Origin of the sequence: Nocardia terpenica (assembly GCF_013186535.1) — a bacterium.
Classification (GTDB): Bacteria; Actinomycetota; Actinomycetes; order Mycobacteriales; family Mycobacteriaceae; genus Nocardia; species Nocardia terpenica.
Genome location: NZ_JABMCZ010000005.1, coordinates 891,567 through 913,329 on the forward strand (window position 1 = coordinate 891,567; position 21,763 = coordinate 913,329).

At 70.1% G+C, this 21,763-nt stretch carries 20 protein-coding genes; 14 read left to right on the forward strand and 6 right to left on the reverse strand.

Annotated features, from left to right (window positions below):
* Nucleotides 1–72 precede the first annotated feature (72 nt).
* From hpnC to HPY32_RS39835, 9 genes are read left to right on the forward strand one after another with little or no spacing between them, the layout of a single operon-like run.
* Nucleotides 73–921: a squalene synthase HpnC gene (gene hpnC / locus HPY32_RS39795; RefSeq protein ID WP_067587602.1), complete on the forward strand. Its 849-nt coding sequence runs from the start codon at nt 73–75 to the stop codon at nt 919–921.
* Nucleotides 918–1,913: a presqualene diphosphate synthase HpnD gene (hpnD, locus tag HPY32_RS39800; RefSeq protein ID WP_067587600.1), complete on the forward strand. Its 996-nt coding sequence runs from the start codon at nt 918–920 to the stop codon at nt 1,911–1,913. The genes hpnC and hpnD overlap by 4 nt, the downstream gene beginning before the upstream one ends.
* Nucleotides 1,910–3,301 (forward strand): hydroxysqualene dehydroxylase HpnE, encoded by a 1,392-nt coding sequence (hpnE, locus tag HPY32_RS39805; protein WP_216676720.1) that lies wholly within the window; start codon nt 1,910–1,912, stop codon nt 3,299–3,301. The genes hpnD and hpnE overlap by 4 nt, the downstream gene beginning before the upstream one ends.
* Nucleotides 3,298–4,314: a polyprenyl synthetase family protein gene (locus tag HPY32_RS39810; protein ID WP_067587598.1), complete on the forward strand. Its 1,017-nt coding sequence runs from the start codon at nt 3,298–3,300 to the stop codon at nt 4,312–4,314. Before hpnE ends, HPY32_RS39810 begins: the two co-directional genes overlap by 4 nt.
* A gap of 2 nt (nt 4,315–4,316) precedes the next feature.
* Complete coding sequence (gene shc / locus HPY32_RS39815; RefSeq protein ID WP_067587595.1) at nt 4,317–6,233, forward strand: squalene--hopene cyclase; 1,917 nt, start codon at nt 4,317–4,319, stop codon at nt 6,231–6,233.
* A complete protein-coding gene (locus HPY32_RS39820; protein ID WP_156674423.1) occupies nt 6,230–7,078 on the forward strand; it encodes a phosphorylase family protein in 849 nt (282 codons plus the stop codon). Before shc ends, HPY32_RS39820 begins: the two co-directional genes overlap by 4 nt.
* Nucleotides 7,079–8,080 carry an adenosyl-hopene transferase HpnH gene (gene hpnH / locus HPY32_RS39825; RefSeq protein ID WP_067587589.1) on the forward strand — a complete coding sequence of 334 codons (1,002 nt, stop codon included), beginning with the start codon at nt 7,079–7,081 and terminating at the stop codon, nt 8,078–8,080.
* Between the two features lie 14 nt (nt 8,081–8,094).
* Complete coding sequence (locus tag HPY32_RS39830; protein WP_067587586.1) at nt 8,095–9,897, forward strand: 1-deoxy-D-xylulose-5-phosphate synthase; 1,803 nt, start codon at nt 8,095–8,097, stop codon at nt 9,895–9,897.
* On the forward strand, nt 9,894–11,324 hold the full coding sequence (locus HPY32_RS39835; RefSeq protein ID WP_067587583.1) for an aspartate aminotransferase family protein: 1,431 nt from the start codon (nt 9,894–9,896) through the stop codon (nt 11,322–11,324). The genes HPY32_RS39830 and HPY32_RS39835 overlap by 4 nt, the downstream gene beginning before the upstream one ends.
* A gap of 19 nt (nt 11,325–11,343) precedes the next feature.
* Here HPY32_RS39835 and HPY32_RS39840 read toward each other — a convergent pair whose 3' ends face one another.
* The 5 genes from HPY32_RS39840 to HPY32_RS39860 form a co-directional block, all read right to left on the reverse strand.
* A complete protein-coding gene (locus HPY32_RS39840) occupies nt 11,344–12,672 on the reverse strand; it encodes a sensor histidine kinase (protein ID WP_067587580.1) in 1,329 nt (442 codons plus the stop codon).
* 58 nt (nt 12,673–12,730) lie between these two features.
* Nucleotides 12,731–13,183, reverse strand: a complete 453-nt coding sequence (locus HPY32_RS39845; RefSeq protein ID WP_067587577.1) for a hypothetical protein — start codon at nt 13,181–13,183, stop codon at nt 12,731–12,733.
* 13 nt (nt 13,184–13,196) lie between these two features.
* Nucleotides 13,197–13,619, reverse strand: coding sequence for a nuclear transport factor 2 family protein (locus HPY32_RS39850; protein WP_067587568.1), 423 nt, complete (start codon nt 13,617–13,619; stop codon nt 13,197–13,199).
* Nucleotides 13,620–13,688: 69 nt separating this feature from the next.
* On the reverse strand, nt 13,689–14,555 hold the full coding sequence (locus HPY32_RS39855) for an isocitrate lyase/PEP mutase family protein (protein ID WP_171983276.1): 867 nt from the start codon (nt 14,553–14,555) through the stop codon (nt 13,689–13,691).
* A 170-nt stretch (nt 14,556–14,725) separates the two neighbouring features.
* Nucleotides 14,726–15,412 carry a response regulator transcription factor gene (locus HPY32_RS39860; protein ID WP_067587562.1) on the reverse strand — a complete coding sequence of 229 codons (687 nt, stop codon included), beginning with the start codon at nt 15,410–15,412 and terminating at the stop codon, nt 14,726–14,728.
* A gap of 165 nt (nt 15,413–15,577) precedes the next feature.
* Between HPY32_RS39860 and secY the strand changes: the two genes are divergently transcribed.
* The 3 genes from secY (at nt 15,578) to HPY32_RS39875 (ending at nt 19,632) form a co-directional block, all read left to right on the forward strand.
* Nucleotides 15,578–16,909: a preprotein translocase subunit SecY gene (gene secY / locus HPY32_RS39865; protein WP_067587559.1), complete on the forward strand. Its 1,332-nt coding sequence runs from the start codon at nt 15,578–15,580 to the stop codon at nt 16,907–16,909.
* Nucleotides 16,910–16,911: 2 nt separating this feature from the next.
* Nucleotides 16,912–17,712 (forward strand): LuxR C-terminal-related transcriptional regulator, encoded by an 801-nt coding sequence (locus HPY32_RS39870; RefSeq protein WP_231951618.1) that lies wholly within the window; start codon nt 16,912–16,914, stop codon nt 17,710–17,712.
* 84 nt (nt 17,713–17,796) lie between these two features.
* Nucleotides 17,797–19,632, forward strand: a complete 1,836-nt coding sequence (locus HPY32_RS39875) for an acyl-CoA dehydrogenase (RefSeq protein ID WP_067587556.1) — start codon at nt 17,797–17,799, stop codon at nt 19,630–19,632.
* A 10-nt stretch (nt 19,633–19,642) separates the two neighbouring features.
* Here the strand turns inward: HPY32_RS39875 and HPY32_RS39880 are convergent, their stop codons facing one another.
* The gene (locus tag HPY32_RS39880; protein WP_067587553.1) at nt 19,643–20,596 is read right to left on the reverse strand and encodes a helix-turn-helix transcriptional regulator; all 954 of its coding nucleotides are present in this window, start codon (nt 20,594–20,596) and stop codon (nt 19,643–19,645) included.
* Between the two features lie 68 nt (nt 20,597–20,664).
* Between HPY32_RS39880 and HPY32_RS39885 the strand changes: the two genes are divergently transcribed.
* Together HPY32_RS39885 and HPY32_RS39890 are read left to right on the forward strand one after the other, a co-directional pair.
* Entirely contained in the window at nt 20,665–21,255 is a 591-nt protein-coding gene (locus HPY32_RS39885) for a DinB family protein (protein WP_067587550.1), read from the forward strand.
* Nucleotides 21,252–21,713, forward strand: coding sequence for a VOC family protein (locus HPY32_RS39890; RefSeq protein ID WP_067587547.1), 462 nt, complete (start codon nt 21,252–21,254; stop codon nt 21,711–21,713). The genes HPY32_RS39885 and HPY32_RS39890 overlap by 4 nt, the downstream gene beginning before the upstream one ends.
* Nucleotides 21,714–21,763: the final 50 nt, after the last annotated feature.

Sequence of the window (21,763 nt, forward strand, 5' to 3'; positions counted from 1 at the left end):
GATAAAAACGGACGTTCAAAATCACTCGACCGGTTGAAGATTTGACCCCGGGTTCCCGGTCATCATCGAGAGATGGGCGCCCCAGTCGGGACCCGTGAGTTGCGGGCCCGAGAACACGGTGAGAACTTCCCGGTAGCGCTGCGATGGCTGCCGCGCGAACCCCGCCGCCACCTGCACGCAGTGTATGCGGTGGTGCGCACGATCGATGACATCGGCGACCGCGCGCCGGGCGATCGCACGGCGCGGCTGCTCGAGTTCCGCGCCGATCTGGCGCGGGTCTGGGCAGGAGACGAGCCGCGGCATCCGGTACTGCGGGCGTTGACCTCGACGGTCGCCGACTGCGATCTGGCGCAGGAGCCGTTCCGGCGGCTGATCGAGGCCAACCTGATGGATCAGCGCGTGCGCCGCTACGCGACGTTCGAGGATCTGCTGGGCTACTGCCGACTGTCCGCCGACCCGATCGGACGCCTCGTGCTCGAGGTGTTCGATCAGTCCACCCCGCGCAACGAGGCCCTGTCGGATCGGGTGTGTTCGGCATTGCAGGTGCTCGAGCACTGTCAGGACGTCGCCGAGGATCTCGCCGCCGGGCGCGTCTATCTGCCGCAGGACGATCTCGCCGAATTCGGTGTCACCGCAGCCGATCTGGTGTCCGGAACCGGTCACGGCAGCCGGGCCGCGGTGCTGCGGCAGGTGGATCGGTCCGCGGCGCTGCTGGACGAGGGATCGGAGCTGGTGGGGCGGCTGACCGGCTGGGCGAGGGTCGCCGTCGCCGGATATGTGGCGGGTGGCTACGCGACGGTCCGGGCGCTGCGGGCCGCGGGCGGCGATGTGTGGCACGAGCCGACCGCGCCGCGCCGGGCCGATCTCGTCCGGTCGATGGTGTCCCTGCTCGCCCACCACAGGAGGGTGACAACTCGATGAACAACACCACCGTGCGCGACGCCTACGTCGCCTGCGAGGAGATCACGCGTACCGCGGCGAAGAACTTCTACTACGGCATCCGGCTGCTGCCCCCCGACAAGCGGGCGGCGCTGTGCGCGCTGTACGCGATGGCCCGGCGGATCGACGATATCGGCGACGGCGACCTGGCGCCGGGCGCCAAGACCGAAGCGCTTGCGGCGGTGCGCAAGTCACTGCACGACCCCGATACCGCCGACGACCCGGTCCGCACGGCGCTGGCCGACGCCGCGCGCCGCTATCCGGTGCCGATCTCGGCGTTCGACGAGCTGATCGACGGCGTGCAGATGGATCTCGACGGCGTCGAATACCAGGATTTCGCCGAACTCACCAGCTACTGCCGGTGTGTCGCGGGCACGGTCGGGCGGCTGTGCCTGTCGGTGTTCGGCGCCGGCACCGACCCGCGGGCCCCGCTGTTCGCCGACCAGCTCGGAATCGCGTTGCAGCAGACCAATATTCTGCGCGACATCCGGGAGGACCTGATGAACGGCCGGGTGTATCTGCCGCGCGCCGAGCTGGAACGGTTCGGGGTCGAGCTGAAGCTGGATGCCGGTGGGGCGCTGCACGATCCGGACGGGCGGCTGGCCGCGCTGATCCGCCATGCCGCCGAGCGGGCCGAGAACTGGTATTGCCTGGGGCTGCGGCTCATTCCGGAGCTGGACTCCCGCAGCGCCGCGTGCTGCGCGGCGATGGCGGGCATCTATCGGCAGCTGAACGCGCGCATCCTGGCGAATCCGGTGGCCGTGTACGACCGGCGGCTGTCGCTGTCCGGGTGGGCCAAGACCGGCGTGGCTTCCGGTGCGCTGCTGCGGAGTTCGGCGGCGGTGGCCGACCCGGCGGCGCTGCGCAGACTCCCGGCGGGCGTGCGGCGCTCGGTGGCGGCGCTCGCCAGCGCCGCCCTGCTGCTGAAACCGTCCGCGGGCCGGTCCCGCTCGACACGGGGGCGCAAGCCGTGATTGCGGGCACGGGCACGCCCGCCCTCGGGCCTCGGGTAGCGGTGATCGGTGGCGGACTCGCCGGTATCACCGCCGCCCTCGGCTGCGCGGACGCGCGCTGTCCGGTCACGCTCTTCGAATCGCGGTCGTGGCTGGGCGGATTGACCTACTCGTTCAGCCGCGACGGGCTGTGGGTGGACAACGGCCAGCACGTCTTCCTGCGCTGCTGCACCCGATATCGGGCGCTGCTGGCCCGGCTCGGCGTCGAGAACGACGTGCATCTGCAACGGCGGCTGGACATTCCGGTGCACGACGCGGACACGGCGGGGCGGCTGCGCCGACTGCCGCTGCCCGCTCCCCTGCATCTGGGCTGGGCCCTGCTGCGCTATCCGTGGCTGTCCGCCGCGGACCGGGCGCGCTTCGTGCGGGCCGCGCTGGCCCTGCGCGCGGTCGATGTCACCGACCCGCGCACCGACACCGTGAGTTTCGGCGACTGGCTGCGCGCGCACGGGCAGCGGCGGGCCACCATCGACAGCCTGTGGGATCTGGTCGGCATCGCGACCCTCAACGCCCACGCCGACGACGCGTCGCTCGCGTTGGCCGCCACGGTCTTTCAGATCGGCCTGCTCACCCGGGCCGATGCCGCCGACATCGGCTGGTCGCGAATTCCGCTGCGCCGGTTGCACGGCGACGCCGCCCGGTCGGCGCTGACGGCGGCGGGCGCCACCGTGCGCACGGGCGCCAAGGTCACCGCGCTGGAGCGGACGCCGACCGGGTGGACGGTGGTCGCCGACGGCATAGCGACCGAGGTGGACGCCGTGGTGCTGGCCGTCCCGCACGAGGCGGCGGCCGCGCTGCTCCCGGCGGGCGCGGTCGACCTGCCGCCGGATTGGGCTGCCGCGCTGGGGCACTCACCGATCGTCAATGTGCACGTGGTCTACGACCGGCCGGTGCTGCCCGAGCCGTTCCGCGCGGGCGTCGGCACCGCCGCGCAGTGGGTGTTCGACCGCACGCCCGCGTCGGGCCTGGACGACGGGCAATACCTGGCGATCTCGGTGTCGGCCGCCGACGAGTTCATCGATCGCCCGACCGCCGAACTGCGGGAACGGTTCCTGCCCGCGCTGCACCGCCTGCTGCCCGCCGCCCGCGCGGCCCGGGTGCGCGAGTTCTTCGTCACCCGCGAACGCCACGCCACGTTCCGCCCGGCCCCGGGGACGGCCCGCCTGCGTCCCGGCCCCCGGACCGCGCTGCCCGGTCTGTATCTCGCGGGCGCCTGGACCGACACCGGCTGGCCCGCGACCATGGAGGGCGCGGTGCGCAGCGGCGAATCCGCGGCGGCCCACCTGGTTTCGGATGTCCCGGCTATTTCCGACAACTCCAGCACACCCATCTCGGAGGTGTTCCGATGACGGTCACTGCCCTTTCGGGAGTCGATTCCGGCCACAACGCGGTGCGTTCCGCGCTACATCGGGCGGTGACCCAGCTCGACGACACCATCCGCCCGGTGGTCGCCTATCACCTCGGCTGGTGCGACGAGCACGGCAATCCCGTCTCGGCCAACGGGGGCAAGTCCATTCGCTCCCGGCTGGCGCTGCTCGCCGCGGCCGCGGCCGGTGGCGACGAGGCGTGCGCGGTGCCGGGCGCGGTCGCGGTCGAACTGGTGCACAACTTCTCGCTGGTGCACGACGACCTGATGGACCGCGACGCCACCCGCCGGCACCGGCCGACGGTGTGGGCGGTGTGGGGCGACGCGATCGCGATCCTGGCGGGCGACGCCATGCTTTCCCTCGCCCACGAGGTGCTACTGGATTCCGGTTCCCCCCATGCGGTTTCGGCGGCCCGGGTGGTCGGCGCCGCCACCCGGGACCTGATCTACGGGCAGTCCGCCGATGTCGGTTTCGAGCACCGCGACGATGTCGGCCTGGACGAATGCGTGCGGATGGCGGAGAACAAGACCGCCGCGCTGCTGGCGGCCAGCGTGGTCGTCGGCGGCGTGCTGGCCGCCGCGCCGCCCGCCACGGTGACGGCGCTGGGCTGCTACGGCCGCAATATCGGGCTCGCCTTCCAGCTGGTCGACGATCTGCTCGGCATCTGGGGCCGCCCGGAGGTGACGGGCAAGCCGGTCTTCTCCGATCTGCGCTCGCGCAAGAAGACGCTGCCGGTCACCTGGACCGTGCGGGCCGGTGGGGATACCGGGCGGGAGCTGGCCCGCCTGCTGACCGGTCCCGGCGAACCGACCGACGACGAATTACAGGCCGCCGCCGACCTCATCGAGTCCGGCGGCGGGCGGCAGTGGGCGCGGGCCGAGGCGCGGCGGCGGGTGCACGCGGCCGAACGCGCGCTCGACAGCGTCCCGCTGTGCGCCGAACCGCACCGGGAGCTGGCCGATCTGGCGAATTTCATCATCGAACGGAGTGCTTGAGCATGACCGCGACAGACCCGGACCTCACCACCCAGAGCACGGCCGCGGCGGCCACCGACGCCCTGGGGGCGGCGGTCGGCCACCTGCGCGCGCTGCAACACGAAACGGGGTGGTGGAAGGGCGAACTCGCCACCAATGTCACCATGGACGCCGAGGATCTGCTGCTGCGCGAGTTCCTGGGCATCTCGACCCCGGCGGTGACCGAACCGGCGGCCCGCTGGATCCGATCCCAGCAGCGGCCCGACGGCACGTGGGCGACCTTCCACGACGGGCCCGGCGACCTGTCCACCACCGTCGAGGCGTGGGTGGCGCTGCGGCTGGCCGGAGACGCCGCCGACGCGCCGCACCTGCGGGCCGCCGCCGAGTTCGTGCGCGCCAGCGGCGGTGTCGAGAACAGCCGCGTGTTCACCCGAATATGGTTGGCGCTGTTCGGTTTGTGGTCCTGGGACGAACTCCCCAACCTGCCACCGGAACTCGTCTTCCTGCCGTCGTGGTTTCCGCTCAACATCTACGACTGGGGCTGCTGGGCCCGCCAGACGGTCGTGCCCTTGACCGTGGTTTCCACCCTGCGGCCGTCCCGGCCGCTGCCGTTCGGGATCAACGAATTGCGCAGCGGCGCACCGCGACCGAAGCGGCAGTCCATCCTCGGTCTCGCCGGGCTGTTCCAGCGTCTGGATTCGGTGCTGCACGGCTACGCCCGCTATCCGGTTGCGCCGGTGCGCACTCTGGCGATGCGGCGCGCGGCGGAATGGATCCTGGCGCGCCAGGAGGCCGACGGCGGCTGGGGCGGCATCCAGCCGCCGTGGGTGTATTCGCTGCTGGCACTGCACCTTCTGGGTTATCCGCTGGACCATCCGGCGATCCGCGCGGGAATCGAGGGGCTGGACGGCTTCACCGTCCGCGAGCACACCCCCGACGGCGAGGTGCGCCGCCTGGAGGCGTGCCAGTCACCGGTGTGGGACACCGGTCTGGCGGTGGCCGCGCTGCTGGACGCCGGGGTGCCGGGCGACGACCCGGCGGTGCTGCGCGCCACCGATTGGCTGCTGGGCGAACAGATCACCGGCGGCGGCGACTGGCAGGTGCGGCGGCCACGGCTCGAATCCGGCGGCTGGGCCTTCGAATTCGCCAACGACGTCTACCCGGACACCGACGACACCGCCGAGATCGTCCTGGCGCTGCACCGGGTGTCGCATCCGGACCCGGCGCGGCTGGCGGCCGCCGTGGACCGTGCCGCGGAGTGGACGGTCGGCATGCAGTCCCGCGACGGCGGCTGGGGCGCCTTCGACGCCGACAACACCTCGACGCTGCCGATGAAGCTGCCGTTCTGCGATTTCGGCGCGGTCACCGACCCGCCCTCGGCCGATGTGACCGCGCACGTGGTGGAGATGATGGCGGCGCTGGGCCGCGGCGCCGAGCCCGCCTGCCGCCGCGGGGTCCGCTGGCTGCTCGACCATCAGGAGTCCGACGGCTCCTGGTTCGGGCGGTGGGGCGCGAACTACGTCTACGGCACCGGCGCGGCGGTGCCCGCACTCGTCGCCACCGGCATGAATCCGCGGTCGACACCGATCCGGGCCGCCCTCGCCTGGCTGGCGGAACATCAGAATCCCGACGGCGGCTGGGGTGAGGATCTGCGGTCCTATCGCGATCCGGCGTGGATCGGCCGCGGCACTTCCACCGCGTCGCAGACCGCGTGGGCGCTGCTGGCGCTGCTGGCCGCCGACCCGGACTCCCCCGCCGTCGACCGCGGCGTCGCCTGGCTGATCGACACCCAGCGCCCCGACGGCACCTGGGACGAGGACCACTACACCGGCACCGGCTTCCCGGGCGACTTCTACATCAACTACCACCTGTACCGGCTGGTCTTCCCGATCTGGGCGCTGGGCCGATACACCCGCGCGCGACAGCGGCCGACCCCATGACCGGACCCGGAATCGTCTGCACCCCTTTGCGTTCCGAGCGCGCCGCGCTGCGGGGCACGGTATCGGCACCGGTGGTGCGCACCGGGCGCGGGCCGACGCGGCGACCGTCCTGGCCCGCCGGGGGCCCGATCGCGATCGCGGGGGTGGCCGGTGCCCTGGACCGCGCGCTGCGCCCCGGCGATCTGGTCGTGGCCGACGAGATTCGCAGTGCCGCAACGGTAGTGCCGAGCCCGGCCGCTCCCCTGCTGCACGCCGCGCTGCGTCGGCGCGGGCTCCGGGCGACGCTGGGCCCGATCTACTCCGCCGAGCGCGTGGTCGACGGTCCGGCCCGAACCCGCCTGGCCGACACCGGCGCTGTCGCCGTGGACACCGAGTCGGCGTTCCTGGCCGACGCCGCCGACGGTCGGGCCGTGGCGCTGCGGGCCATCGTCGACACTCCCGACGCACCGCTGCTGCGCCCGGGAACGCCGTGGCGCGGCGTGCTCGCGCTGCGGGCGCTGCGGGCCGCGGCGCCCGTTCTGGACCAGTGGTCCGCCGCCGCGGGGGATCATGAGGTGACCCTCGGCGGACCGGAGGTGGCAGATAATGCCGATCTCGTGCTGGTGCTCGGCGCGCCGGACTCCCCCGACGTGCGGCGATCGGCCGAAAACCGTGCGGCCGAGGGTGTGTGCGTGCACGTGGTCGACGACGTCGGCGCGGTCGAGTTGCGCTGGCTGCGCGGGGTCCGGCGCATCGGTGTCGTCGCCGACATCTCGGCGCCGGGCGATCTGATGAACAACCTGTTGACAGCGCTGTCCGGGCTGGGCCCGGTACAGCTTCGCGACTTGCCCCGGGAGGTGAGTTGAATGGCCATGCCGTTCCGTCAATCCCTGCGTCTGGGAGCCTATCTCGCCAGACAGAAGCTCCTGCGACGGCAGAAGTTCCCCATCATCGTCGAATTGGAGCCGCTGTTCGCCTGCAACCTGAAATGCGCGGGCTGCGGCAAGATTCAGCACCCGCACACCGTGCTGCGCCAGCGCATGCCGGTGGCGCAGGCGGTCGCCGCGATCGAGGAGTGCGGCGCGCCCATGGTGTCCATCGCGGGCGGTGAGCCCCTGATGCACCCGCAGATCGACGAGATCGTGCGACAGCTGTTGCGGCGCAACAAGATCGTGTTCCTGTGCACGAACGCCGTGCTGCTGCCCAAGCACATGCACAAGTTCGCCCCGCACCGCAATTTCGCGTGGATGGTGCACATCGACGGGCTGCGCGAGCGGCACGACGCCTCGGTCTGCAAGGACGGCGTCTTCGACACCGCGGTGGCGGCCATTCGCGCGGCCAAGGCCGCCGGGTTCCGGGTGATGACGAATACCACCTTCTTCGACGTGGATTCGCCGCAGGACGTGATCGGCGTGCTCGACTTCCTCAACGACGAGCTCGAGGTCGACCACATGCAGATCTCGCCCGGCTACGCCTACGAGAAGGCGCCCGACCAGGATCACTGGCTGGGTGTGGAGCAGACCCGCGAGCTGTTCGCCAAGGCGTTCGCCGACGGCCGCCGGAAACGCTGGCGGCTCAACCACTCTCCGCTGTATCTGGACTTCCTCGAGGGCAAGATCGACTTCCGTTGCACGGCATGGGCGATCCCGTCCTACTCGCTGAAAGGCTGGCAGCGCCCGTGCTATCTGCTCGCCGACGGGTACGCGGCGACGTATCGGGAACTCATCGAGGACACCGACTGGGATGCGTTCGGCCGCGGCAACGATCCGCGCTGCGCCAACTGCATGGCCCACTGCGGGTACGAACCGACGGCCGTGGTCGCCACGATGTCCTCCCTGCGGGAAACCATTCGGGCCGCGGTCACCTAGCGAGAGGCGAGGCGATGACGATCTCCGGCCCCGAGGAACTGGCCGCCCTGCCCGACGACCGGCTGCCCGCGCTGGCGGCGCGGCTGCGCGCACAACTGATCGACACCGTCACCGCGACGGGTGGGCATCTCGGAGCGGCGCTGGGAATGGTCGAGTTGACCATCGCCATCCATCGCGTGTTCCGTTCGCCGCACGACGCGGTGGTGTTCGACACCGGGCATCAGACCTATCCGCACAAGCTGATCACCGGGCGCGCAGCGACATTCGGCACGCTGCGCCAGGCCGGTGGGGTGTCCGGATATCCGAGTCGCGCGGAGTCACCGCACGATCGGGTGGAGAACTCGCACGCCTCGGTCGGCCTCGCCTGGGCCGACGGGGTGGCGAAGGCGTTCGAGCTGCGCGGCGAGCACGATCGGTCGGTGGTCGCCGTGATCGGCGACGGCGCCCTGACCGGCGGTGTGGCGTGGGAGGGGCTGAACAATATCGGCGCCGCGCGGCGGCCGATCGTGGTGGTGCTCAACGACAACGGGCGCTCCTACGATCCCACCGCCGGGGCGCTCGCCACCCATCTGGACCGGTTGCGCCGCCGCGACCGGGTCGGCGAGAACCTGTTCGAGACACTGGGTTTCACCTATGTCGGCCCGGTCGACGGGCACGACATCCCGGCCGCCTGCGCCGCGCTGCGCGATGCCGCGGGGCTGCGGCGGCCGGTGCTGGTGCACGCGGTCACCGCCAAGGGCCGGGGTTATCCGCCCGCGGAGGCCGACGAGGCCGACCGCATGCACGCGTGCGGGGTCATCGATCCCGCCACCGGGCGGCCCCGGAAACCGCCCGCGCCCACCTGGACCGACGTCTTCGAGCGCGAACTCGCCGAGCTGGCCCGCGAGCGTGCGGAGGTGGTCGCGCTGACCGCGGCGATGCGGCTGCCGACCGGGCTCGGCACGCTGTCGCGGCAGGCCCCGCACCGGGTGTTCGATTCGGGGATCGCCGAACAGCACGCGCTCGCCTCCGCCGCGGGGCTCGCGTCCGCGGGCATGCATCCGGTCGTCGCGGTGTATTCGACGTTCCTGAATCGTGCCGTCGATCAACTGCTGTTCGATATCGCCCTGCACGAGCTTCCGGTGACGCTGGTCCTGGATCGCGCGGGCATCACCGGGCCGGACGGGCCCAGCCACCACGGCATGTGGGATCTGGCGCTGTCGACATGCGTGCCCCAGCTGCGGATCGCCTGCCCCCGCGACCCGGACCGGTTGCGCGAACTGCTGCGCGAATCCGTCGCCCATGCCGGGCCCACCCTCCTGCGCTACCCGAAAAGCACGGCGGGACGCGACATTCCGGCCCTGGCGCGGATGGACGGCATGGATATTCTGCACCGCAGTCGCCATCTTCCGCTGGATGTGCTGCTGGTCGCCGTCGGCCCGATGGCGGCGCCGTGCCTGGCGGCCGCGGACCTGCTCACCGAGCGCGGTATCGGCGTGACGGTGGTGGATCCCCGCTGGGTGTGGCCCCTGGCACCGGCGCTGCTCGCGCTCGCCGCGCGGCATCGGCTCGCCGTCAGCGCCGAGGACGGTATCGCCGACAACGGCATCGGCGCCCACCTGATCACGGCCGCGGCCCGCACCGGCACGCCCGCTCGGGTCCACGCGCTCGGCCTGCCGACCGCGTTCATCCCGCACGCCTCCCGCGACCACATCCTGTCCGATCACGGCCTCACCGGCGACGGCATCGCCGCCGCCTGCCTGGATCGGCTGCCCGCCGCCGCGCGGTCCCTCGACCCCGGCGATCTCGTCGAGGAATCGGAACTACCCGCATCATGACCTCTGCCGAATCACCGTACGACACTGCCGATTTCGATGTCGCCGCGCTGGTGAAGCAGCGCGGCGACGAACGGTACACGCTGCACGAGCGCCACCTCAATCCGCAGTTGCATCGGATGCTGCACACCATCGGGTTCGACCGGGTGTACGAGCGGGCGAGCGGGCCGTACCTGTACGACGCCGAGGGCGGCGAATATCTGGATATGCTCGCCGGATTCGGCATCTTCGCGCTCGGTCGGCATCATCCGGTGGTCCGGCGGGCGCTGCACGATGTGCTGGATCTCGAGCTGGCCGACCTGGTTCGGTTCGACTGCCAGCCGCTGCCCGGCCTGGCCGCCGAGCAATTGCTGTCGCACACCCCGCATCTGGATCGGGTCTTCTTCGGTAACAGCGGCACCGAAGCCGTCGAAACCGCCCTCAAATTCGCCCGCCACGCCACGGGCAGGCAGCGAATTCTGTACTGCGAGCACGCCTTCCACGGGCTGACGATCGGCTCGCTGTCGGTCAACGGCGAGAACAGCTTTCGGTCCGGATTCGGTCCGCTGCTCCCCGATACCGCCGTGCCGCTGGGCGATCTGGAGGCGCTGGAGCGCGAGTTGCGCCGGGGTGATGTGGCCGCGCTGATCGTCGAACCCATTCAGGGCAAGACGGTGCACGGCACCCCACCCGGTTATCTGGCCGCCGCACAACGGTTGCTGCACAAGCACAAGGCGCTGCTGATCGTCGACGAGGTGCAGACCGGTATCGGCCGCACCGGCGCCTTCTTCGCCTATCAGCACGAACCGGAGGTGGAACCGGATCTGGTGTGTGCCGCCAAAGCGCTGTCGGGCGGGTACATCCCGATCGGCGCCACCCTCGGCAAGGACTGGATCTTCGCCAAGGTGTACTCGTCCATGGACCGGGTGCTGGTGCACTCGGCCAGCTTCGGATCCAATGCCCAGGCCATGACCGCGGCCCTGGCCACCCTGCGGGTGCTGCGCGAGGAAAACGTGGTCGCCAACGCCCGCGCCGTCGGCGACTCGCTGCGAGAACGCCTGTCCGCGCTCATCCCCCGCTACGACATGCTGTCCGACGTCCGCGGCCGGGGCCTCATGATCGGCATCGAATTCGGCCGCCCGCACTCCCTCAAACTCCGAACCGGTTGGGCCGCACTGCAAGCCGCCCGCGTCGGCCTGTTCGCCCAAATGGTCGTCGTCGCCCTCCTCCACCGCCACCGCATCCTCACCCAGGTCTCGGGCGACAACCTGGAGGTGATCAAACTGATCCCACCGCTGATCATCACCGAACGCGACGCGGACCGCTTCGTAACGGCCTTCACCGACGTCCTCGACGACGCCCACCGAGGAACCGGCCTGATGTCCGATTTCGGGCGAATCCTTATCAAACAGGCGGTTCGGGCGCGGGGCGGGGTCGGAACAGGCGCGTAACTCACCGGCGGGCGCGGGCTCAACGCCGCGGCGGCAGTTGCAGGGTGAAGATCGGGGGTGCGGCCTGGCGGAGCATGAGGCGGCAGCCTTCGCTTTCGGCGAGGGCTCGGGCCAGGGACAGGCCGATGCCGTGGGTGGTGTTGGTGTCGGGGGAGCGGGCGGCGAAGGCGCGGTCGGGGTCGGCGACGCCGGGGCCCTGGTCGGAGACCTCGATGAGGAGGTTGCCCGCGACGGTGTGGGCGTGGACGGTGGTGGGGCCGTCACCGTGGACCAGTGCGTTTTCGATGAGGACCTCCACCACGTGCTGGATCGCGGTGGCCGAGGCATCGACGCGGGGGAGGTCGGGGGCGCACACGATGCGCAGGAAGCGGCCGTGTTCGGCGAAGGCGGGCTGCCAGTGGTAGACGACGGTCTCGAGCAGGTCGGCGACCGCCAGCGGTGGCCTTGTGGCACTGTCGGTTTCGCGGGCCAGGCGCAACAGGTCCTCGATGGTCGACTCCAGGCGTTCGCCGCGGCGCAGCGCGACCGAGGCGGCCTTGCGCATATCGGCGTCGGTGCGCATCAGCGCCGACTCCAGGCCGAGCAGCAGCGCGGTGAGCGGGGTGCGCAGTTGATGGGAGACCTGCGTGCTGAAGGCGCGCTCGCGGTCCAGCAACCGCTTCAGCCGCCCGGCCGCGCCCTCGAGCGTCCGCCCGAGGGCGTCGGCCTCGATGATGCGGGAACTCTCGGGGTGAATGGTGAAATCACCGTCCCCGAGCGCCCGCGCCGACTCGGTCAGCCGCTCCAGCGGTTCGGCGATCCGCCGCCCCTCGTACCGCGCCAGCAGCACGGCCAGGCCGATCGCGGCCACCCCCAGCAGCGCCATGAGCATCCACGCCCGCCGGGTATTGCCCAGCACCTGGTCGTAGGGGATGGACACCCGCACCGTGGCCGCCACCGAACGTTCCGACGGCACCGGAGCCGAGACCGCCAGATCCGCACCCTCCTCCCGGGCGTGGGTGCGGCCGTCGGCCGCGGCGGCGGCCACCGTGGACATCATCGGACCCCGCTCCCGCAGCAGCTGGCCGTCGGTGCTGTAGATGCCGACCGTGCGATCCTCCGGCAGATCCGGCAGCAGATACCCGACGGTCACATCCGACCCCACGGTATCGGGCACGACCGAGGCGACCCGGAAGGCGTCGCGCTGCAACTCGGTGACCGCGTTGGTGCGATGCACGCGCTGGATGGAGGTGGCCAGCGGACCGACGAACAGCGCCACCGACAGCACAGTGACCGCGACGATGGCGGTCTGAATCCGGGCCCGAAGCGAGCGGCCCTGCGGCACAGCCGATGTCGTGACCTCAGCCATGTGCGTCTCCTCCACTCCTTCGACCGCACGCGATCGGGCGGCGGAATCCGCCGTGCGATCACACCGGAGCTACCTCGGCAGTGCGCGCGTACTCGAAGTTGTGCAGGTCCGCGGCCATCGCGGCGAGCAATTCCTGTGCGGCACCCGACAAATCGCAGGCCGCGAGCAGCAGCCGCTGTAGTTCCGCACATCCCAGCAGTGTGACGGTATGTCGATCGATATTCTTGCTGTCGGTGATGGGGTCCGGCTCGATTGCCGGGAAGTACTCCGGAGCGACGCCGAAGTACCGAGCCAATGCCGACACTGTCGCGGGCGACGGATCGGTGCGAGTGCCGGTGCGTAACTGTAACAGATATAGATCCGAGATGGGCAGGCCGTTCGCGCGCAATGCGCGGCCGACCTCCTTGGTGCGCAGTTGAATTCCCGGCAAACCTGCGGTGTCGAACAGGCGATTGAGGCGGGAAGCGAAAGTGTCGTCATCGATCGTGCGGGCGAGGGCATCGTGAGACATGGGACTCCGATCGCTATCCGGTGGCCGCGAATTTGGGGTCGTACACGCCGCGGCACGGATGGTACAACTTGGTCATGACGGTCCACCGACCGCCGGTCAGCAGCACGGTCAGATACTCCTCGACGAAAACGCCGAACAAACACACCCGCGTTCTCGCCGTGGCCGATTCGGGCGACAGCAATTCGATCGACAGGATCACGTCGTCGCGGTCGGCCCGCACCGAGGACGGCGACCGGCGGCTCTGCAATACCTGCCGATATTCGTCCGCCGACCGCATCGCGACCACACCGTCCTGCACGGTGTACACCACGGCGGCGGGGTGGAATACGTGATCGAACAGCGTCAGATCGTGAAAATAGAGCACATCGAAGTAATCCTCGAGCAGATCCTTGATGTCCAGGGTTGCGGTGAACGGGCTTTCGAGTGGGGTATTCATGAAAACCTCCGTATCGGCGCCACCGACCCGGCCCGGCGCGGGGCCGGGCCGGGCCGGGGAGCGGGTGGGTCAGATCCGCGACGCCGTGAGCCGGTCCGGCACGTGGTGCCGGGCGAGGTTGCGCTCCACCAGGGCCAGTGAACTGGCCACACCGACGCTGTCGGCGCTGTGCTCGGGCAGCCGGCCGTCGTTGACGCGCAGGTTGATCAGCGCGTCGGTGATGGCGGTGTGCGCCGCGAACAGGCACGGCGTGGAGTAGATCGCCACATTCACGCCGAGGTCCTGCAGTTCCGGCAGCGACAGCCGCGGCGACAGGCCGCCCGCGATCTGGTTGAACAGCAGCGGCTTGTCCCCGATGACGCCGCGCACTTTGCGAATCCACTCGACGCTGCGCACCCCGTCCACCAGCAGCACATCCGCGTCGGTGTCGGCCAGGGCGGCGGCGCGGTAGAGGATCTCCGACTCCTCGGTGGCATCGGTGCGCGCCACGACCACCAGATCCGAGCGGCTCTGCAACACCAGGTTCAGCTTCTCCAGATACTCGTCCAGCGGCAGGATCTGCTTACCGGATACGTGCCCGCAGCGCCGCGGCCGCTTCTGATCCTCGAGAATGACACCGGAGGCGCCGATGGCCTCCAGGTGCGTCACCACATGGCAGGCCACCTCGGGGTCGACATAGCCGTCGTCGATGTCGACCAGCAGATGCTGCTTCGGGAATGCCAGCCGCAGCCGCTGCACGAAGCCGACGATGTCCGGCCAGGCGATGAAGCCGATATCGGGCAGCCCGTAGTAGGAGGCGGCAAAGCCGAAGCCCGACACGAACATTCCGTCGTAGTGTTCCGCGGCCAGCGACGCCGAGTACATGTCGTAGATACCGATGAGGGGAGTGATATTGTCGTGGTTGATATCGGTACGAAGCGCGTTTCCATAGCCCATTGTGCAGCTCCTTGGCATTCTTCCACCTGCTGCCGATGATTCGGCGATCGGGAGGTCCCACCTCGTTGTGTGACGTCCCACTTCAAGGCTAAGAGCTGGATGGTTATCGGAAGGCTAGCCCAAGGCAAAACTCGCGCTTACCCTTCGGCGCGGGGCCGGGTTTCGTGAATTCAGCCGCGTTCGAGCCGGTATCCGCGGCTGCGCACGGTCGATATGCGATACGGATCCTCGCCGTGTTCGGCGAGCTTGCGGCGCAATGCGGAGACGTGCACATCCAGCGTCTTGGTCGAGCCGTGCCAGTGCTGGTCCCAGATCATCGTCATGAGGGTGTCGCGGGTGACCACCTCGCCGATGTGCTCGACCAGAAGATACAGCAGGTCGAATTCCTTGGGTCGCAGGGCCAGCTCGCCGTCGCCGACCCAGGCGCGCCGGGCGTACGGGTCGACGCGCAGATCGCCCGCCTCGAGCGGTTCGGGATTGGCGACGGCCGAGCGGCGCCGCAGGTGCGCGCGCAGGCGGGCGAACAGTTCGGTGAGCCGGATCGGCTTGGTCAGGTAGTCGTCGGCGCCCGCGTCGAGGGCGACCACGATCTCGAATTCCTGCGTGCGGGCGGTGAGTACGACGATCACGCTGGTGACCAGCTCGGTGCGCAGCCTGCGGCACAGTTCCACGCCGTCGCGGTCGGGCAGGCCGAGATCGAGCAGGATCAGGTCGGGCCGACACCGTGCCACCGCCGCCTCGGCCTCCGCGGCCGTCTGCACCCACTCCACGACATACCCGTGACCGACCAGCGCGTCGCGCAGTTCGACACCTATGTCCGGATCGTCCTCGACGACCAGCAATTGCGTCGACTCCACTCCCAAATAGTAGGCGAGGGCCGGGCTTATGCCATCCGAACAGCGGGTTTCCCTCCATCGGGGGAGATCGAAATCCGACTCGCGACCGACGTGTGCCGCCGTGGACACTCCGTAGCGTCGAGGCGTGATTCGCCTGTCTCCCAGCATTGTTCATCAGGAGGATGCGTGCTCTCCGCCCTCGTAGTGGCCCTGCGGACCCCCGACCTACGGCGGAAGATTCTCCTGACGCTGGGTGTGCTCGCGCTGTCGCGGCTCGGGGCGGCGGTCCCCGCGCCCGGGGTCGACCACGCCGCGCTGCGTGCCTGTCTCGACACCGCCGCCGGGGGCGATTCGGCCGGGATCTACCAGCTCATCGGCATGCTCTCCGGCGGGGCGCTGCTGCAATTGTCGGTGTTCGCGATCGGTGTCGCGCCGTACATCACCGCGAGCATCATCACCCAGTTGCTGACGGTGGTGATCCCGCGGTTCGAGCGGCTGCGCAAGGAGGGCGAGCCCGGGCAGGCCCGGATCACCCAGTACACCCGGTATCTGTCGGTCGCGCTGGCGGTGTTGCAGGCGTCGACGGTGGTGGCGCTGGCCGGGCGGGGCCTGTTGCCGCGCGGATGCCACCGGGAGGTGCTGGCCGATCGTTCGCCGTTCGGGATGATCGTCGCCGTGCTGGTGCTGACCGCCGGTGCGGCGCTGGTCATGTGGTTCGGGGAGTTGATCAGCGAGCGCGGGATCGGCAACGGCATGTCGCTGTTGATCTTCGCGGGTATCGCGGCGCGAATCCCGGGTCAGGGCAAGGCGATTCTGGATGCCGAGGGCGGGGTGGTCTTCGCGGCGGTCTGCGTCGCGGTGGTGCTGGTGATCGTGGGCGTGGTGTTCGTCGAGCAGGGCCAGCGCCGGATTCCGGTGCAGTACGCCAGGCGCGTGGTGGGCCGCCGGATGTACGGCGGCGCGTCGACGTATCTGCCGCTGAAGGTCAATCAGGCCGGTGTCGTGCCGGTCATCTTCGCCTCCTCGCTGCTGTCGGTGCCCGGTCTGATCGCGAAGTCGGTCCCGGGGTCGAGCGCTCCGTCCCGGTGGCAGGAGATACTCCAGACATATCTGGTCAATCCGGGCAATCCGGTTCATGTCGCGGTCTATTTCGTGCTGATCGTGTTCTTCACGTACTTCTATGTCGCGATCACCTTCGCTCCGGACGAGCGCGCGGAGGAGATGAAGAAGTTCGGCGGGTTCCTGCCCGGCTATCGGCCCGGCACGGCGACCTCGGACCACCTGGCCTTTGTGCTCAGCCGGATCACCTTGCCGGGGGCCGTGTATCTCGGCGTCGTCGCCGTGCTGCCGAACCTGCTGCCCGTCGGCGGCACGGGCGCGTCGCAGAGCCTCGCCTTCGGCGGTACCTCGGTGCTGATCGTGGTGAGCGTCGGCCTGGACACGCTGAAACAGCTCGAAAGCCAACTGCTGCACAGAAACTACTCGGGATTCCTGCGCCGGACCCCATACGATCGGTGACCATGACCACGACTCCATCGCCGCGCCCGCTGCTTCGGGTGGTGTCGTCGCTGGTGCTCGCGATCGCCGCCGTGATGCTGTCGATGGGCTCCGCCGCCGCCGACACGCAGCTCCCCGCCCGCGGCGACACCGCGGAGCCCGCCGCCGCGCGGCAGGCGGCGATCTCCGTGCTGCTCGCGGGCGATCACATCGTGTTCCGCTCGGGGCTGCGCGCGGTGATCGGCGCCCAGCCCGACCTTCGGTGCGTCGCGGAGGTCGGCGACGGCGCCGCGGCCGTCCGGGAGATGCACCGGCTGCGACCCGATGTCGCCATTGTGGACCTCGATATGCCCGGCCTCGACGACGCGACCGTCGAACGGGTTGCGGCGCTGGGCGATACGACCCGCATCCTCACCCTCACCACCGCCGGGACCGACGAGAACCTCTACCGCGCACTACGTCTGGGCGCGAGCGGGTTCCTCACCAAATCGCTACCGGCCCGGGACCTGGTCGCGGCCGTCCGGACGGCCACCCGCGACACCGCCCTCATCGACCCGCGCCGAACCCGCCGCCTGATCACCCGGCTGACCGGCGGAACCGAACCGTTCCCCACCGCACCGGAAGTCGAGACGCTCACCGCCCGCGAACATCAGGTCCTGCTCCTGATCGCCAAGGCGTACACCAATCCGGAGATCGCCCGCACCCTCGGCGTCGGCGAGCAGACGGTGAAGACGCACGTCTCCAACGTGCTCGCCAAACTCGGTGTCCGCGACCGCGTGCACGCCGCGGTGTACGCCCACACCCGTCGCATCGTCCCCCGATAACCCGGCGCACCGCTCGAGTGCGTACCTGGACCGGTCGCCGCGTCGGGTGCGACACTGGCCGGGCCCGTGAGAAAGCGAGTTCCGGTGGGCCACTACAAGAGCAATGTGCGCGACCTCGAGTTCACCCTGGTCGAGGTGCTCGGGCTGGCCGCGATCCTGGACTCCGGCGCGTTCGGCGATCTCGACGAACCGACCGTGCGGTCGATGCTGGCCGAGGCGGCGGCGCTGGCCGAGGGGCCGGTGGCGGAGTCGTTCGCCGACGGCGACCGGCATCCGCCGGTGTTCGATCCGGTGACGCATTCGGTGCGGCTGCCGGAGTCGGTCAAGCGATCGGTGCGCGCCTGGCGCGACGGCGAGTGGTGGCGGGTGGGCAAGTCCGAGGCCATCGGCGGGGTGCCCGCGCCGCGCATGGTGGCCTGGGCGATCAGCGAATTCGTGCTCGGCGCGCAGCCCGCCGCCTACCTGTACCTGACCGGTCCGATCATGGCCGACGTCGTCGACGGCCTCGGCACCGCGGAGCAGCGGCGCTGGGCACGGCTGGCGATGCAGCGCAACTGGGGCACGACCATGGCGCTCACCGAACCCGACGCGGGCTCCGACGTCGGCGCGGGACGCACGAAGGCCGTTGCGCAGCAGGACGGTTCCTGGCACATCGAGGGGGTGAAGCGGTTCATCACCTCCGGCGAGTCCGACGATCTGTTCGAGAACATCGTCCACCAGGTGCTCGCCCGGCCGGAGGGCGCGGCGGCGGGCACCAAGGGGCTGAGCCTGTTCCTGGTGCCCAAGTTCCGCTTCGACACCGTCACCGGCGACATCGGCGAGCGCAACGGCGTTTTCGTCACGGGGGTCGAGCACAAGATGGGGCTGAAGGCGTCGGCCACCTGCGAGCTGACCTTCGGGGCGCACGGCACCCCGGCCGTGGGTTATCTGGTCGGCGAGGTGCACGACGGCATCGCGCAGATGTTCCTGGTCATCGAGCACGCGCGAATGATGGTGGGCACCAAGGCGATCTCGACCCTGTCGAGCGGATACCTCAACGCACTCGACTACGCCAGGACCCGCGTGCAGGGCAGCGACCTGACGCGCATGGCCGACAAGACCGCGCCCAAGGTGACCATCGCCCACCATCCCGACGTGCGCCGTTCGCTGATGCTGCAGAAGTCCTACGCCGAGGGCCTGCGCGCGGTGTACCTCTACACGGCTGCCCATCAGGATGCCGTTGCCGCCCAGCGGGTTTCCGGCGCGGACGCCGAGCTGGCGGCTCGGGTGAACGATCTGCTGCTGCCGGTGGTGAAGGGCGTCGGCTCCGAGCGCGCCTACCAGTATTTGACCGAATCTCTCCAATGTTTCGGCGGCTCGGGCTTTCTCCAGGACTATCCGATCGAGCAGTACATCCGCGATTCGAAGATCGATTCGCTGTACGAGGGCACCACCGCCATCCAGGCCCAGGACTTCTTCTTTCGCAAGATCGCCCGCGATCGCGGTGTGGCGCTGGGACACCTCATCCGGCAGATCGGCGCGTTCATCGCCGCCCCCACCGACGGCGGCCGACTCGCGTTCGAGAAGTCCCTTCTCGCAACGGCTCTGGACGATGTGCAGGCCATGGTGGGCACCCTGACCGGGCACCTGGCCGCCGCCGAGCAACGCCCCACCGAGCTGTACAGGATCGGCTTGGCCGCGGTCCCGCTGCTGCTGTCCGTCGGCGATCTGCTCATCGGCTGGCGCCTGCTCGTCGCCGCCGATATCGCCCGCACCGCACTGGATTCCGCTCCCGACGACCAGGATCGCGCCTTCTACCGAGGCAAGATCGCGGCCGCGTCGTTCTTCGCCAGGACCGTCCTCCCCCGCCTGAGCGCCGATCGCGCGGCACTGTCCGGACTCGATGCCACCCTCATGAATCTCGACGAAGCCGCATTCTGACCTCTACCGATCACTGCGATCGTTCACCGGCCGCCAGCAATTGCCGCCCCAGGACGTGACAGCGTCTCGCGAGCTCGGGCGGCTCCAAGACCTCGAACCGATGCCCCAGCAGCAGGACGTGCATGAGCACGGCATCGAGATTGTCCGCGCCGCTGGATATTTCGCACAGTTCGCCGCCGCGCGGCCGCACCACCGCCGCCGACGCCGGAATCTGCGCGCGCACCCGATCCGCGGCCGCATGCACGAGGAAGCGCGCCTGCCGCGAGTAGACGCGGCTCGTGACACCCTCCTGCACGTAGGTCACCGCATCGGGCGCGGCGCGCGGGCGGAAGCGCCAGGTCCGCGCCGACACCTCGGTCATCCGGTCGACGCGGAAGGTACGCCAGTCGTCCCGATCGAGGTCGAAAGCCAGGAGGTACCAACGCTTTTCGGAGGCGACCAGGCGATAGGGCTCGACCCGCCGCCGCCGGGGCCCGGCCGCGGACGGATAGTCGAATCCGGCCTCGACCTCGTCGCGGCAGGCCCGCGCCAGCGTCATGAGCGCCTCCGAATCGACCGGCGCCCGGCCCCCGGCAAAGGACTCCACCGCATCCGACAGCGCCCGCACCTCGTGCCGCAACCGGGTGGGCAGCACCCGGTCGAGCTTGGTCAGCGCGCGCAGCGCGGCGGCCCCGGTGGCCGCGTCGCCCGCGCCGACCAGCAGCGCGACCGCGGTGGCGATGGCCTCCTCGTCGTCGAGCAGCAGCGGCGGCAGATCCGGCCCGGGGCCGAGCCGATAGCCGCCGCCGACCCCCTGGGCGGCGTGTACCTGATAGCCGAGCGTGCGCAGCCGATCGATATCGCGCCGCACCGTGCGCGGGGTGACCCCGAGCCGGTCGGCGAGTTCGGGTCCGGTCCACACCTGTCGCTGCTGCAACAGCCCGAGCAGGGTCAGTACCCGCTCGGTGGTATCCCGCTCGTCCATGCCCGCACCGCCTCCCCGTCCGACAATAGCGGACCGATTCTGTCCGCTAGGGGTGCCAGGGTGATCGCATGGACACGAACGGACTGGACTGGAATCGGTCACTGCTCGACCAGTGGGAGTTCCACTGGAACCATCAGATCAGGGCCCGGCTCGCGGGCCTCACCGACGACGAGTACTTCTGGTCGCCGGTGCCCGAGGCGTGGAGCGTGCGGCCGCGCGGCACCTCGACCGCACCCATACAGGCCGGTGCCGGGGACTTCACCATCGACTACGCGTACCCCACGCCGGTCCCCGCGCCGTTCAGCACGATCGCCTGGCGGCTCGGTCACGTCATCGTCGGCGTGCTCGCCGCCCGCACCGCGTCGCACTTCGGCGGACCGGCGGCGTCGTACGACACCTGGGAGTACGCCGGAGACGCGGCCACCGCTCTGGAACAGCTCGAGACCCAGCTCGACGCCTGGGTGACCGGGGTGCGCGGCCTCGGCGAGGCCGGGCTGCGGGTCCCGGTCGGCGAGAAGGAGCCCTACCCCGAATCGCCGATGGCCGACCTGGTTTTGCACATTCACCGCGAACTGATCCACCATCTGTCCGAGGTCTGCCTGCTGCGCGACCTCTACCTGTACACCGAAACCGCCACGAACGGAGCCGCGACCCGATGAGCCGCCACGTCCAGATCACCTTCGACGCCCACGACCCGCGGGCGCTGTCGACCTTCTGGCGCGACGCCCTCGGCTACATCCACCCCGGCCCACCCGGAGTCGACCTCCCCGCCGACGCCGACCCGCTCGCCGCCTGGGACGACTTCCTAGCCCGCATCGGCGTTCCCGAGCACGAGCGCAATACGAAATCCGCCATCGAAGACCCGGACGGCCACGGCCCGCGCCTGTTCTTCCAGCAGGTTCCGGAGCACAAGGCCGCCAAGAACCGGGTCCATCTCGACATCCGCGCGGCCCCCGGCCTCCAGGGCGAGCAGCGCATGGCGGCCCTGGAAACCGAGTGTGCCCGCCTGGTCGCCCTGGGCGCGACACGCGTGCGCCGAACCGAACCCGCTCCCCCGATGAGCGCCGGTTTCATCGTGATGACCGACCCGGAGGGCAACGAGTTCTGCCTCGATTGACCCCCGCTCGCTCGCGCGGGCCGTCACGATGGACGTATCGAGATGGCTTG